Raw genomic sequence first — 15294 nt, 5'->3', positions numbered from 1 at the left:
GAATGAATCATACTCATACCAACCATACCTTATCCCCGAAGCTGGTGCGCTGGACTGGCAAGACAGTGCTCTGGGTGTTCCTGCTCACGACGGCCATTCTAGCGATATTCCCGATTGTCATCGTGGTACTCGGCTCGTTCAAGACGAATCAGGAGCTGACCAGCAGTGCAACCATCTGGCCACAAAGCTGGCACTTTTCCAACTATGTTCAGGCCTGGAAAAACGCCAATTTCTCCCGCTTTACCCTGAACAGCATTTTTGTAAGCGTGGCTACGACAATCGGTACTCTGCTGGTCGCGTCCATGTCCGCCTATGCAGTGAACCGGGTACATTTTATCGGCAAAAAGGCGTACTCTCTGCTCATGGCATCCACCTTGTTTATCTCGATCGGGGCTGTGGTGCTGCGTCCGCAATTTGACTTGATGGTCATGCTCGGTCTGAACAAGACGCTGTGGGGCATCATCATTATACTGGTCAGCACACATGCCACCTGTTATTTCATGCTGATTGGATTCTTCAGAGGTATTCCCAAGGATCTTGACGAGGCAGCGATGATTGACGGCTGCAACTTTTATTCGGTGTATTGGCGGATTGTGCTCCCGTTGCTGCGGCCTGCGCTTGCCGTTGCCGGGCTCTCAGCCTTCCAGGGCTCATGGAATGAGTATATTTTGCCGCTTGTGTTCACGATGAGTAATCCGGAATTGCAGACGCTCCCAGTAGGATTGGCTAATCTTCGGTACGGTATCGGAGCTGCCGCGGAGGTTCAACTGATGATGGCTGGCGCCTGCCTGTCCATTCTGCCGCTTCTGGTGGTCTATGTGTTCGCCAGTAAATCGTTTATGCAAGTTACCGCTGGTGCTGTCAAGGGGTAGAGTAACTTGGGTTCTGTTGATACAATGGGCTTCAAGGAGTGGTGGCCAATGAGACTCAGTTTCTACAAGCTTTCTCTGAAAAAGAGAATTCAACTGCTATTTATTTTCCTGGCCATATTGTGCATCAGCGTGACGGGGATCTGCTCTTATCTCTTTGCCGCTCGCAGCATCGAGCGCAATGCCTTGCAGCTTAAGCAGGGAATTTTAAAAAAATCAGTGCAGGTGATGGATGAACATCTCAGGCATATTGTAGTTTCGTCTTATTCCTTTATGCTTAATGAAACGTTCAACCAGGTGATGAAGGATGTGCGCAGCAATAATGCTGTCAACTATTATCAGAATCTGTCCTTGTTGCAGACTTCGTTTGCCCAGTTGAAGCTGGTGGAGCCGCTGATTGATACAGCTTATCTGAGTACGCCAATCGGCGATTTCTTCTCCACCAAAGATTTTCCCGACCGGACGAAGCACTTTTCGGAAGAATATGGAACCTATACAAAGCAGATAGGCTGGAATACCCTGTGGATCGGGACCCATCGCAACGAGCTGTTTCAGTGGAAAGGCAACGTGCTGTCGTTGCTGCTAAAGCCGACGGTGCTGGACAATCATTATATTCCGAATGTATATATGGTTGTGAATATGAGAGAGCAAGCTATGCGGGCCATTCTGGAGCAGGATCTGATGAATAATCAGGTTCAGCTTTTTTTGCTACAAAAGGATGGAACGATGGTGATCCAGCCCGAAGCCCGGCAGTATGATTTTAATACAGAACGGGAGTTTATCGACCATTTTAGCAGGGGAGGAGAAGGGGATTTCCATTATACGAATGCCAAGGGAGAGGAATTGCTGGTCAATTACAACACACTATCCATGAATGAGGATTGGGTGATGGTCAGCATTCAGTCCAAGGCCGACCTGCTATATCCGTTGAAGAAGATCCGCTGGCTGATCATTTGGATTATGCTGTTCTGCATTGTGCTCGCGCTTATCTTGTCCAACCTGCTGGCCTCCGCTTTATTGAAACCGCTTCATAAACTACAGAGCCTGATGGCTAAGGTGGAATACAATGATCTGGATGTGCGGTTCAACAGCAGGTATGAGGATGAGGTGAGCAGTGTTGGCCATACATTTAACCGAATGCTGGATCAGATTCAGTTGCTGATTCAGGAGGTGCGGACTTCGGAGCAGGACAAGCGCAAATCCGAGGTCAAGGCGCTTCAGGCGCAGGTGGACCCTCATTTTTTATATAACACGTTGAATACTATTTTTTGGAAAAGCGAAAGCGGCGAGAAAAAAGATGTTAGTGAGATGATTGTCTCCTTGTCGCTATTGTTCCGGCTAGGACTGAACAACGGGAACGATATCACTACCTTGAAACAGGAAATTAAGCATGTCGAGCAATATTTGCAATTGCAGCAAAAATGCTATGAGGACCTATTTACGTATTCGATCCATGTTGAAAATCTATCATATCTTTCCATTTCAATGTTGAAAATACTACTTCAGCCGCTGGTGGAGAACTCCATTCTGCATGGGTTTCGAGACAAGGCCGTTCTTGGCAATATCTTCATCAAAGTGTACCGCCAAGGCGAGTTCCTGCTGCTACAAGTGACCGACAACGGCTGCGGAATGGATGCCGGGCAGATGGAAAAGGCTGTGTACGAGCATGATGCCGACCGCAAGGGTTATGCGCTCTCCAACCTCCGGAGCAGGCTCAGTCTGCATTACGGGGAATCGGCATCCATTACGTTCAGGAGTATTCCAGACATCGAGACGACCGTTACCATCACAATCCCGTTCATGTAGGAGGTCAGAATGGATCACTTGACGATGTGTGTTATGGATGATATTCAAGCCGTTGTAAAAGGAATATCTGCGACCATTCCATGGTCGGATCACCATATTGAGGTTGTGGGCACCGCAGGTGATGGCGAGCATGGTTGGACTCTTCTGCTGGAGAAAGATCCGGATATCGTCATCAGTGATATCCGGATGCCGAAGCTCAACGGTCTAGAACTGATGAGGCGCGCTTCTGACCAATGTTTACGCGCCAAATTTATTTTTATCAGCGGTTATTCCGATTTCAGTTATGCGCAGGAAGCGATTAAGCTTGGCGCTTCCGATTATTTGCTAAAACCGTTCACTCCGCCAGAAATTCTGGAAGCGGTGCTGAAAGTGAAGAAGGTAATCGAGTCCGAACGAGCCAAGTCGGAGCAGCTTAAGCAGTTGGAGCAAAAAATGGACGCCAGCCATTTGCAGCTCCGCCAGGATTATTTGACCAGTCTGCTTCGCCAGGAAACAGGTGGCCGTCTAAGCGATAGCCGTTGGAGCGATCTCCATATTGATCTGGAAGCCGATAAACTAATGGTCATGGCCATCGAAATGGACTGCTATACCGAATACGGCTACACTCTGCATCTTGACGACAACGAAATCATTCCCTTTGCGATCAAAAATATTTTGGACGAGACGCTGAATTTGCATACCCGGGGTGTTGTGCTGCATGAGAGCAAGCAGCGGCTGGCAGCCATCTTTAATCCGCCAGATGGGATGGAGACTTCGGAGTTGCTGGAACTTTGCCGGGGAAATGTGGAGAAATTCAGCAAAAAAACCGTTTCGATTGGCCTGGGCACGATGGCCCGGGGACCCAGAGAAATCCATGCAGCGTTTGTGCATGCCGCCAAAGCGCTGGCTTACCGTTTTTACAGCGAGGGCAATTGTGTATTCCGGTATACGGAACTGGCGCAGGAGGATTTTGCAGCTCCAGACTACCCTGTGGAGAAGGAAAAGGAATTGCTGTATGCGCTGAGATGCGGTAATAAAACGAGCTGTCACCTCATGATTGACGACATTTTCCACCAATGGACATTGTCCCAAAAATTTCCGGAGCCACTGGCTATGATCCGCTTACTGTCAGGGCTCGCCTTCGCCATGTATCGGGCGTTTTGTGACGAGATCACCGAGGAAGAACGCATCCAGTTGGAGGCTGACTTAACAGCGCTGGAGGAGAACCGTTCGTTGACCTTCGGCGGCTGGAAGAGCTACATCAATCATTTCAGCAGTAAGGGCTGTGAATTTGTAGAGAAGAAGCGGCTCAGGGATGTTACGCAAGCGATCCATCGGGCCAGGGAATACATCCGCCTGCATCTTCAGGAGAATCTAACGCTTCACAATTGCGCTCGGGCGGTTCATTTAAGCCCAAGTTATTTTGCAAACGCCTTCAAGAAGGAGACAGGCATGACCCTGATCCAATATATTACCAAGATGAGAATGGAAAGAGCAAAGGAACTGCTGATTGCAGGAGTACAGGTGCAGGAAATTTCACAGATGCTCGGATATGAGGACCGTCCGTATTTCAGCGGTCTGTTTAAAAAGTATTGTGGCATGACGCCCACCAGTTTCAGGCAGATGTATTTGAAATGAACACCAAGCCGGGACAATCATTTTTTCCCCCATACAAAGTTAAAATGTCCCTCACTCCCGTGAAAACGGAACCACTATGATTACGTTAACGGGTAACCGCAGAGGTTGTCCGGAAAAACATAAGGGGGCATAACGATGGTAAAGAAGTGGATTATCCTAACATTGAGCGCAGTCCTGGCCTTGAGCCTGGGCGGCTGTTCATCGGACAGTGGCAATAATCACGCTCCGGCCGATTCCAAAGGAACTACGGGAGCGAAAACCAAAATCATTTACTGGACGCCTGACCGCCATGATGCCGATTTCATGAAAGCAAAGGTTGACAAGTTTAACCAGACAAACCGAGATAATATTGAAGTGGAAATGAACGTTATGGGCGACAATTATCCGCAGGCGGTGGACATCTCGTTTGCCAGCAAGCAGGCTCCGGATGTACTGCAAGTCAACGATTTCCAGACCTATTACAAGAAAGGCTATCTGGCCCCGATCAACTCCTATATGAGCGACGAGATGAAGGCGACCTTCAAAGACAGCCTGATCGAGAATAAGAACACCATCGACGGCAAGATATTTACCTTGCCCAACACCGGGCAAATCTGGAGACTGATTTATAATAAAGATATCTTTAAGAAAGCAGGCATCGCTACTCCTCCCACAACGCTTGCCGACATGGTGGTTGCGGCCAAAAAGATTACAGAGGTCGGCAAAAGCGAAGGTATTTACGGCTTTGCCAGTCCGTTCAAGAGCGGAAACGGCTTCTGGCGGGCGGCGAATACGATTGCAGGCGTCAGCAACAATACAGGCATCGACGGTTACAATTACAAAACAGGCCAGTTTGATTTTGGCATGTACAAGGATATCGCTTTGGCGCTGCGGCAAATGAAAGAAGACGGCAGTATGCTGCCGGGAGTGGAGAATCTGGATATCGATCCGCTACGCGCGCAATTTGCCCAAGGTAAAATCGGGATGTACATTAACCACTCGGCTGAACCCGGAGTGTACAAGGACCAGTTCCCGACCACCGAAAACTGGGGAGCGGTTCCCGTGCCGTCTATTGACGGAACCATTAAAGGGGCATCGCAAATTATCGGCGGTTCCTACATTGGTATCAGCGCAGATTCCGCCCATAAGGAAGCGGCCTGGAAGTTTATGGAGTACGTGTACAGCAAGGAATTGCAAAGTGAATACTATGAAAAGGGTTATGGAATCTCCTTAATCCCAGCCGTGTTGAGCTCAGGCAAGAAGCCGAGTATTCCGGGCATTGAAGGATTCCTGCCAAAACGGGTTGACGCTATTTATCCAGCTAATCCAAGTATAATTACGGAAAGCTCTTTGGAAGGCATGAAATGGGCAGAAGCCTTTAACGTATTTGTATTCACCGGCGGTGATGTGAATGCCATAATCAAGGATTTGGATACCAGGTATAATACATCTCTGGAAAAATTAAGAGCATCTGGTACTACCAATATTGTAGCTGATCCCAATTTTGATGCTGCCAAGCTACAGGGCAAATTGTCCACAGAAGAATAACCTGTGGCTGTCCCGCGGCCGATTCCCCAAGCGGTTCGGCCGCTTATTTTATCTGAAAGGGGTAGAAAAGCATGATTATTGAAAATGGGGAAGCCAAAACGCATGTCATTGACGGAAGCAGCTCCCGCAAAATTCTCGGTATGGGTGGAACGCTGATGATGGTGGAGGTCACCTTTCGCAAGGGCGGAGTCGGAGAAGTCCATTCCCACGATAAGCATGAGCAGGTCAGCTATATTGTAAAAGGAAGCTTCGAGGTCCGAGTCGGCGACGAGACGCGCATTCTCAAGGCGGGAGATAGCTTCTACGCGGGTTATAACGTTCTGCATGGCGTGAAGGCGCTGGAAGACTCCGTCATTCTGGATGTGTTCAATCCCTTCCGCGAAGATTTTCTTGAGGATCAGCAATGAACGACTATTACCTGCCGCAGCTCGAATTGCGCAGGACTGCGGAGTATTACGCCCGCCATTTTCCCGGCGAAGCCGAAGCGTCAATCGCCATTGCCGATCATGCTGTGGTCAATGAATTTATCGTGCCTTACACCCATGACTTGAGCCGCTGGATTCCACTAGGCGATCCGGTAGATTGGCTGCATAATCCCTCCAAGGACCCGGAGTTCACCTGGGGAATCAATCGGCATTGGCATATGCCGGATCTGGGCAAAGCATACCTGATGAACGGCAATCCGCAGTACGTCTCCGCGTTTATCAACCATTATCGCGGTTGGCGAAAGCAGAACCCGGTTCCAGTCGTTCCGTCCTATGAAGAAGCCGTTTTCTTCCAGAAGCTTGGCCCTTGGCGGCTGCTGGAAACCGGATTGCGCGTGCAGTCCTGGATCTCTGCCTACAAATATATGGAGGACAGCTCACTACTGACGGAACCGTTTCACGCCGAATTTTTGCAGGGGCTGGAAGAGCATGCTGAGTTCCTCACCCGGTATCTGGGCAGTACCGAAATTAATCATGCCATTATGCATATGCAAGGTCTGTTCATGATCGCCACATTTTATCATTGGCATCCACGCGCGCCGTATTGGCGGCAGTTGGCGGCCGAGCGGCTGGAGCTTTGCCTGCTGCATCAGGTTGGCCCCGAAGGGGTGCAGATTGAGCTTACGACCCATTATCACAATGCCAGCATCGAAATGTTCGGTACCCCTTATTTACTGGGCCGGCTGTCCGGTTATCCCTTCTCGGAATGGTTCGGCGAGCAACTTCGCAAAATGACGGCATTCACGGAGGGGCTTATTCGGCCAGACCATCAATCTACCGGAGTCGGCGACTCCGACTGGGTTGGTGACGGGCGGCAGCGGTTGACGCTGTTGGGCGCGATTCTCGAAGATGACGAACTGATCTGCCGGGGGGCGGAAAGTTCGGAAAGCCTGTGGCTGCTGGGAGCGGAGAAATACGAACGTTATATGCAGCTTCAGGCTGCTTACAAGCCTTCAACGGCGAGCCGAGCATTTCCACAGACCGGGTACTATGTAATGCGGGATGAGCAGCAGTATTTGTTTTTTGACGCCGCCGCTATGGGCGGGGCGCACGGTCATGCCGATGCGCTGAATCTGGAATGGATGTGGAAGCAGCAGCTTTTTTTCACAGATACCGGACGGTATACCTACGAAGAAGGGGAATGGCGCCATTATTTCAAAAGCACACGGGCGCATAATACGATCACGGTGGACGGTGAGGATCAGACGCCGTATGTGTCCACGCAGCAATGGGGCACACCTGCGGCCGAAGCGAAGACATACCGCTGGGAGAGCAACAGCCGTTATCACTTCATTGATGCTTCCCATGACGGTTATACTCGCTTGTCCGATCCTGTAACACATCGCAGGTGGGTGCTGCTTGGTTCGGAGGTTCCAATTATGCTGTTAGTCGATTGGCTGGAAGCCGAAGCGGAGCACGAGATGGAGCAACGGTTTCATCTGCACCCGGAAGCTGTAGTAGAGCTGTTGGAGGGCGAGACGGGTAGTCTGGGCGCTTCCGCTTCCTTGGTTTATCCGGGTTCTTCTGTCAAGCTTGCTATACAATGGACAACGGCCGGGTTGACGGAAGGGCGCTTCACGGTCAGCGAACAGCAGGGCTGGGTATCGAAAATATACGGCTCCAAAGCGGAGACGCCTGTGTTACAGGGACAAGCCGCTTTTTCAGGAAAAGCAGGCATTCTTACGGTGTGTCTGCCGGAGGATTCGGCCGATAACGGCGAGCCGCTCCGCCTGACCGCGTGGGAGATCGATCCTGCGCGTCAGCGGGTCGAGGTGTCCTATGTGTATGGTACCGCATCCGGAACCATCGTAATTGATGGCACCACGCTGGAATGGAGGGATCATGGATGACGGGCGATGCTAAGCCGGACACACCTACCGCGTGGATCGCGGGGATTGATGTCGGCGGCACCAAGACCTTGTTTTGCCTCGCTGGGGTGGACGGGAGCATTCGCGGCAAACGCAAGCTCGATACGCAGCTGAGCAGGGACCCGAAAAGCTTTATGGAATGGCTGTTTGCCGAGCTGGGGCAATTTTGCCAAGCTCATGGAACCAAACTTTCCAAACTGGCTGGAGTGGGTATCGGCTTGCCGGGAGTGATGAATGAGCAGACAGGCATTCTGTCCAGCGCTCCAGCACTGGACTGGCCGGCAGAGGATATTCGCCCGTGGATTGCGCACAACTATGAAGGAATTGTGGTGCTGGACAATGATGTGAACATGGCGGCGCTTGGGGAGCAGTGCAAGGGTGCAGCGGCTGGCTGTGAACATTTTATAATGATTACGGTCGGCACTGGCATCGGCGGTGCGTTGTACCTGAACGGGCAGCTGTATAAAGGGGTGACCTTCTCCGCTGGGGAGATCGGGTACTTCGTGATCGAAATGGATCGGGAGACGCTGTCCGCAGGGAAGAGCGGTGTCTTGGAGAGGTTCGGGGCGTTGGAGAATCATGCTTCCGGTACTGGCATCGCATTACAGGCGGCGCGTTGTATGGAAGACGGGGAGCTGTGCCCGGTGCTCTCGCTGCAGGCGGCTGGCGGTCCGGTCACGGCCAAGCATGTCTTCGCGGCGGCTGCAGAGGGCAGTCAGCTCGCGGCCCGCGTGTTGGACCGGGCTTATCATCTGATGGCCGTTGCCATCGCCAACTTGACCATCACACTTAATCCACAGCTTGTTGTGCTGGGTGGCGGCGTCGTGGAGAAAAATGCGGAATATGCTGGCGAATTGGCCGAACGTGTCTCCGCATTAAGTCCTGTTGCTGTGGACATTCGCAAGGCGGCACTCGGCAACGAAGCGGGCGCGATCGGAGCGGTCGAGGCCATCAGGAGAGCGCTCCGGGGCAGTGGGCGGCTGACGGAATCTTAAGCATCCTGCAATACGTACCCCGTTATTTATGAGGAGGCCTATCTTGATAAACGTACTGAAATTAGACAACGTTGAAGATTTTGTACAAATTCGGGCCAACCTGATAGTCAGTCTGCTTCAAAGCCACTTCAACGTCGTTGTGATAGTCGATAAAAGGGTCGGAAATGCCTGAAATAGCGGTTGCAAGAGAGGGATTATCTGCAAAGTTAGAGTACCGACAAATAACCGTCTCCAGTTGAATGGTAAGTGTGCAGGATTGCACGCTCTGATCATCAACTGGGGAACGGTTTTTTGTTGCACGAACGATTGGGATGGGAAGCTTCATTATTCCTGAGATCGTAGTAGGGATAGTCAAATCAGCTTGTCTCCCTCATTACCAAGGTCAATCTCATTGTGACGTAGTGAATCTACTCTAATTTGTGAATGAAGCATGGAAAAGTTGATCGCGACAAAAATAATACTTCAAAAAAAGGATGATACAGGAAAATGTCGAAATGAAGAAGAGGGGTATACCTATAACACCATGATTTTACATAAAAGCATACTAATCGAAGATATAGAGGGATCGAAACATAATGGATGAACAGAAGTTTTTACTGATATTAAAAGATAGGGATCGTACTGCAGAAGTTCTTTCATTCGCGATACAAGGGAATAAAGCGACTGTGACGTTCCAAAATGACTCTAGTAAAACCTATAACTATCCGCTAGATCAGTTGCATACGTTAATAAGCCAAAATCCGAAAGTGATAGATGTATCCGAACAGGAAGTTTTTGTACAAGAAAAGCCTTTGAAAGATGTCAAGCAAGTCATTTTATTCGACCAAAAGGTGAAAATATGGCTTACATGGGGAAGAACACTGATTGTAGATGCTGATCAGCTTACACTGCACCATCGCGCCTTAACCAATGCTAATGCCATCCGCATTCTTCAATATTGGACGGAAATATCAGAGCATACCCAGATAGATAATGGAAACGATCTCGAATCCGAGTCTCATTCTTTTTTGAGTAAACAAATGGTAAGGTTGAATGCTTTTATTCATCTCCAAAGTGCTCTTAGCTGTTTTATAAATCAAACTGCCTTAACTCGGAATGCACCGCAGACAGATCATATGATTTTTCCTTTTAAATTTAATTTGAGTCAAAAGCAAGCCTTGATTCATGCACTCAGTAGCAATATTTCCGTGATTGAGGGGCCGCCTGGTACAGGTAAAACACAGACCATTCTCAACATTATTGCGAACCTGACGATCATGCAAAATAAGACAGTAGCAGTTGTTTCAGGAAACAATGCAGCGGTGCAAAACGTGAAGGATAAGCTGGAGAAGTCGGGGTATGGCTTTTTTGTTGCTTCGCTGGGCAATGCGGAAAATCAGAAAGCTTTTTTTGAGCATATTCCCCAATATGACAAGTCTGAAGAATGGAAAAGCGAGCAATCCGTGCCCGAATTGATGCACCGGATCAAAGAATTGGATGATCAGATCCATAAGCTGATGGAGCTTCAAAATGAGCAGGCCCAATTAAAGCAGCAGTTAGCGGCCTACCAATTGGAGCAGCAACATTATGAGCATTACTATGAGAATCAGGATTCCGAGGAAATTAAGCCAGGACTCTTATACCAAGTATATCGCAAGTTTTATCGGGAAAGTCCGCAAAGTATCCTTTCGTTTCTGGCTCATCATCATGTGGCTGCGGCGCAAGGAAAGCTGAACAGTTGGCTGTATAAGGCCAAAGCAGCGTTCAAATTCGGCTATACCGATTTTGTGAGCTTACGTGAACATCAAAATGATGTTTTGTTGAATCTTCAAAAAGAATTTTATGCCGCTAAAATTAAGTACATCGAGCGAAAAATAGAGCATATTCAAAAGGAAATGGATAAAGCCACATTTGATGAATTGTTGTGTGAGCATGAGCGGATTTCGACGACTGTATTTAAGCATCAACTACACAGCAAATACCACGCAAGACAAAGCTTGAATTTTGAACACCGCACCTATAAAAGAAAGTATAAGGAATTTGTTCAGCATTTTCCTGTGGTGTTGAGTACCACCCATTCCTTACGCAATTGTGCGCCACCAAACTTTCTATTTGATTATGTCATTATCGACGAGTCCTCACAGGTGGATCTACTGACAGGAGCTCTTGCTTTGTCATGCTGTAAAAATGCTATCATCGTAGGGGATACGAAGCAACTGCCGCATATCGTGGACTTAAAGATCAAGAACAAACTCAGTAAGAACGATGTTGCTCATCATTTCGATTATTTCCAGCACAATATCCTGTCCTCCATGCTGTCGCTGTATGGTGAAGCTTTACCCAAAGTCATGCTGCGAGAGCATTATCGTTGCCATCCCCAAATTATTGGATTTTGTAACGCACAGTACTATGACGACGATCTGATTCCTTTTACCACACACGAAGAGAATGTCGAGCCGCTTATTTTGTTTCATACGGCTAAAGGAAATCATATGCGTGAAGTGACGCGAGGGGAGAAACTAGGGAAATTCAACCAGCGAGAGCTGGATATTGTGGAGGAGGTACTGGAGCACCCATTTGTAACGGTGAAAGATAAGAAGGAAATTGGTTTTGCTACACCCTACCGAAAGCAGGTCATCAAAGCAGGGCAAGTGTTATCTGAGGAAATTGAAAGTGATACTATCCACAAATATCAAGGACGTGAAAAACCACTCATGATCCTTTCCACCGTGCTTGACCAGAGTGCTCAAGGTAAAAAGGGAATTCGCTTTGTCGATGATCCTTGCAAAATTAACGTAGCCGTGTCCAGAGCACAACAGCAATTCGTGCTAGTGACAGGGCAAAATGTTTTCACCAAAGCGAACAGCGATGTAGGCAACCTGATCCGATATATGGAGTACAGCACTTTGAACGAGAACATTATCAAAAGCGAAATCGTATCTATTTTTGATTTATTGTATAAAGAATACTCTGAGGTTTTAATTGGACTTCGCGATAAAAAAATAAAAATTTCCAAACATGAGTCCGAGAATATAGCGAATGTTTTTTTGCAGGAGTTATTGAAAAGGGAAGAGTACCATATTCTGAACATACAGAGACAGGTATACCTCAAAAATTTCCTGAGCTCGACAGACCTGCTCGATGAGGGTGAGCGGAAATACATAAAAAACAACGCTTCGCTCGATTTTGTAGTGTACCACAAGCTGGACAAAAGGCCTCAATTGGTTATTGAAGTGGACGGGTTTGCTTACCATGAAAATAAGCCAGAGCAGCTGGAGAGAGATCGCAAGAAAGACAGTATTTTGGCGAAATACAAGGTTCCTTTTTTGAGATTAAAAACAGAGGGGAGTGGGGAGGAACAAAAGGTTCGGGAAATGTTGGATAGCGTGTTAGGCTATAAATAATATATCTTTTCTTACTGGTAAGAAGCTTAATATCCAATAGTTTTGAACATGCAAAAAAAGCTTATTCCCACTCATGTTAAGTTGGAATAAGCTTTTGAAAGGATGGGCTGCTATCATTCACCTGCGAAGCATGGACAACAGGCTTATTCAGCGGTTGCTGTCGCTTGCTCCGCTGCGAAGATGACGGGCTTCATAATCCGGCTCAGCATATCCTGTTTTGGACGATTCCAGGTAACCCAGTCGTCCAGCAGCAGCCCGCCTGTGTCGCCGCTATTCGGATTCAGGGACCAGTAGGTGAAGTACAGGTTGTTGGCACGAATATAGTCTACGAGTGTATTTTGCCATTTACCTTCTGTTGAGGACATATCGACATTACGACCGCCAAATTCACCGACCAGCACCGGAGCTATGTTTTGCTTGCTGATGTAGCCCCAGGTTTGATCCCAGATGGCTGGCAGGTTGGACGGGAAGGTAGGGTCGTTGAACCATGGCTGCGAGGACACACCAGGGCCGTAATCATGCGGAGAATATACGACGCGGTTCGGTACATCCAGAACAACAGGGTAGTTCGCTACACCTGTCAGATTGCCACCCCACCAGTATTGGCTATTGTTTCCTTGTACATTGTGGTCCACACCTTCGACGAGAATCAGCCAATTCGGATTCACGGACAGAATCGCATTCCCAGCGCGCTGTGCCGCCAGACGCCAGTCTGTGGAGATATTGCCTGTCCCCCAGCTTGCCTGACCGTGTGGCTCGTTGTGCAGATCTCCACCGATGACGGTAGGATTGTTTTTATAACGTTCAGCCAACATTTTCCAGTCGCTGATCCAACGAGTCTCAGGGTACTGGGACGTGTACCACAGCTCGGATTGTCCACCTGAGCCTGGACGGTGACGGTCAAGGATAATCTGAATACCGCGTTGTCCAGCTTTTTCGATCACCTTGTCCATAATTTGAATCGGAGTCAATCCGACCAGATCAGGGTTTTTGTAATAATCAATACTGTCTGGACGGGAACTGGAATCGAACAACTGATTACTGTATGGCAGACGGATCAGATTGTAGCCTTCTTTCTTCACCTGGTCCAGCATGTCGTCCATTGAACGGGCCCACAGTCCATGCAAGGTGTAATTAGGAGTTTCCAGACCGAACCAGTTCAGGCCGTTAAATGCCGCCTCTTTCCCGGATTCATCTACAATCTTGTTTCCTGCGGTGTGGTAATATCCTTTCACACTGGCTGCATCTGCCGAAGCGGGAGTGTAGCCATACAGTGAAAAGCCCATTACGAGGGAGGCAATGACGAAAAATGTCTTTTTCAACCCTTTTTTCTTCATGTTTTTGCTTCCTCCTTTATTTTAATATATTTGTAACCGATTACAATTCCATTTTATGTTCAAATATTCCATCAAACAAGTTCATAAAATTCGTATATTTCTAAGATTTCGTTCTAATTCAATAGATTTGTAACAACGGATGGTCAAGCTAAGTGCGAAAGTTCCTCTTGTAAAAGATTCGTAAGGGAGTTCAACACTTCATTTATTATATTTTCCTCCTGTACAAGAAGGTATATAATAAAGTGAAATTCGCTTTACATACAGGTTGCAGAATATATATTTGAAAATGAACACGCCTAACACGCAGAAAAAGAGAGGGGGTTAACCATGGTCACAACGATGAAAGAAGTTGCAGAACGTGCGGGGGTGTCGAAGAGCACAGTTTCGCAGTTTCTGCATAAGAGATACAACTATATGAGTGAAAACACCAAGAAGAAGATCGAGCAAGCGATTGAGGATCTCAGTTATATTCCCAATGAGGTGGCACGCAGTCTCAAGCAGAAGAAGACCTTTATTGTGGGTGTTATTTCTTCAACCATTTTATCGAGATTTACAACAGAAGTCGTGCGTGCAATTGAAGATGAATGCCAACTGGAAAATGTCCAGGTCATTGTCTGCAATACCGATGATGATTCGCTCAAAGAGAAAAAGTATGTCCAGTCGATGATTGCTCGGCAAGTGGATGGACTTATCATTTTTCCGACGGAAGAGAACAAGAAATTATATGTTTCTCTTGTCAAGAATGGCTATCCTTTCGTGTTTGTGGACCGAAAAATCGATGAAGTCAGCGTAGACACGGTGCTGTTGAATAATGAAAAAGCCAGCGAGCTTGCGGTTGAAGCATTCATTGAGCATGGTCATAAAAATATTGGCATCATCACGTTCCCTTTAGGCAAAAAAGCGATCACCACACGAAGTGAGCGGCTGTCCGGTTATAGAAATACGATGGGCAAACATGACATCCCAGTGAATGAAAACTATATCAAAAGCGGCAGGTTGGATGAAATGCCAAATCTTATTGGACAACTATTCCACATGAAGAACCCGCCCACCGCAATCATCGCTACTAATGACATGATTTTGGAGCAGGTGCTGATTTATGCAAAAAATAACCGTCTGACTATACCTAATGACTTTTCCTTGATTGGCATAGATGATGTATCCTTTGCGTCTTTTTATAATCCGCCGATCACTACCGTTTCCCAGCCGAGCTTTGAAATGGGGAAAAGAAGTGCGAGGCTGCTGCTGGAGAAAATCGATCAAAAAGAGCAGGACCATGAGGAGCTGTCAGAAATCATCCGATTGGATCCGGCCATTAACCACAGAGAATCTGTACAAAAATTGAACTGAATAATTTGAATAAGTCTTTTTATCTTTTTGGAAACGTTTTTATGAATTCTATTGTAA

At 47.8% G+C, this 15294-nt stretch carries 11 protein-coding genes; 9 read left to right on the top strand and 2 right to left on the bottom strand.

What is annotated here, in order from left to right; all coding sequences use genetic code 11:
- The first annotated feature begins 2 nt into the window (after positions 1–2).
- From ABIA61_RS22580 to ABIA61_RS22550, 7 genes are all read left to right on the top strand, one after another.
- Positions 3–872, top strand: a complete 870-nt coding sequence (locus tag ABIA61_RS22580; RefSeq protein WP_283652874.1) for a carbohydrate ABC transporter permease — start codon at positions 3–5, stop codon at positions 870–872.
- 48 nt (positions 873–920) lie between these two features.
- The gene (locus ABIA61_RS22575; protein ID WP_404521717.1) at positions 921–2675 is read left to right on the top strand and encodes a cache domain-containing sensor histidine kinase; all 1755 of its coding nucleotides are present in this window, start codon (positions 921–923) and stop codon (positions 2673–2675) included.
- Between the two features lie 9 nt (positions 2676–2684).
- Complete coding sequence (locus tag ABIA61_RS22570) at positions 2685–4292, top strand: helix-turn-helix domain-containing protein (RefSeq protein ID WP_404581293.1); 1608 nt, start codon at positions 2685–2687, stop codon at positions 4290–4292.
- 135 nt (positions 4293–4427) lie between these two features.
- On the top strand, positions 4428–5819 hold the full coding sequence (locus ABIA61_RS22565) for an ABC transporter substrate-binding protein (protein ID WP_404581292.1): 1392 nt from the start codon (positions 4428–4430) through the stop codon (positions 5817–5819).
- Between the two features lie 71 nt (positions 5820–5890).
- Positions 5891–6226 carry a cupin domain-containing protein gene (locus tag ABIA61_RS22560; RefSeq protein WP_044648869.1) on the top strand — a complete coding sequence of 112 codons (336 nt, stop codon included), beginning with the start codon at positions 5891–5893 and terminating at the stop codon, positions 6224–6226.
- Positions 6223–8154 (top strand): alginate lyase family protein, encoded by a 1932-nt coding sequence (locus tag ABIA61_RS22555; RefSeq protein ID WP_283652870.1) that lies wholly within the window; start codon positions 6223–6225, stop codon positions 8152–8154. The genes ABIA61_RS22560 and ABIA61_RS22555 overlap by 4 nt, the downstream gene beginning before the upstream one ends.
- Entirely contained in the window at positions 8151–9167 is a 1017-nt protein-coding gene (locus tag ABIA61_RS22550; protein ID WP_283652869.1) for an ROK family protein, read from the top strand. The genes ABIA61_RS22555 and ABIA61_RS22550 overlap by 4 nt, the downstream gene beginning before the upstream one ends.
- A 61-nt stretch (positions 9168–9228) precedes the next feature.
- Here the strand turns inward: ABIA61_RS22550 and ABIA61_RS22545 are convergent, their stop codons facing one another.
- On the bottom strand, positions 9229–9492 hold the full coding sequence (locus ABIA61_RS22545) for a hypothetical protein (RefSeq protein ID WP_404581291.1): 264 nt from the start codon (positions 9490–9492) through the stop codon (positions 9229–9231).
- A 250-nt stretch (positions 9493–9742) separates the two neighbouring features.
- Here ABIA61_RS22545 and ABIA61_RS22540 point away from each other — a divergent pair, with 250 nt between their 5' ends.
- Positions 9743–12550 (top strand): AAA domain-containing protein, encoded by a 2808-nt coding sequence (locus tag ABIA61_RS22540; protein ID WP_404581290.1) that lies wholly within the window; start codon positions 9743–9745, stop codon positions 12548–12550.
- Between the two features lie 143 nt (positions 12551–12693).
- On the opposite strand, the gene ABIA61_RS22535 is transcribed toward ABIA61_RS22540, so the two are convergent.
- The gene (locus tag ABIA61_RS22535; RefSeq protein WP_283652866.1) at positions 12694–13887 is read right to left on the bottom strand and encodes a glycoside hydrolase family 5 protein; all 1194 of its coding nucleotides are present in this window, start codon (positions 13885–13887) and stop codon (positions 12694–12696) included.
- A 327-nt stretch (positions 13888–14214) separates the two neighbouring features.
- Between ABIA61_RS22535 and ABIA61_RS22530 the strand changes: the two genes are divergently transcribed.
- Positions 14215–15237, top strand: coding sequence for a substrate-binding domain-containing protein (locus ABIA61_RS22530; protein WP_283652865.1), 1023 nt, complete (start codon positions 14215–14217; stop codon positions 15235–15237).
- The last annotated feature ends 57 nt before the right edge of the window (positions 15238–15294 follow it).

This window comes from Paenibacillus sp. RC21, assembly GCF_044907935.1.
GTDB lineage: Bacteria > Bacillota > Bacilli > Paenibacillales > Paenibacillaceae > Paenibacillus > Paenibacillus terrae_A.
This window is presented reverse-complemented; position numbering and strand designations above follow the sequence as displayed.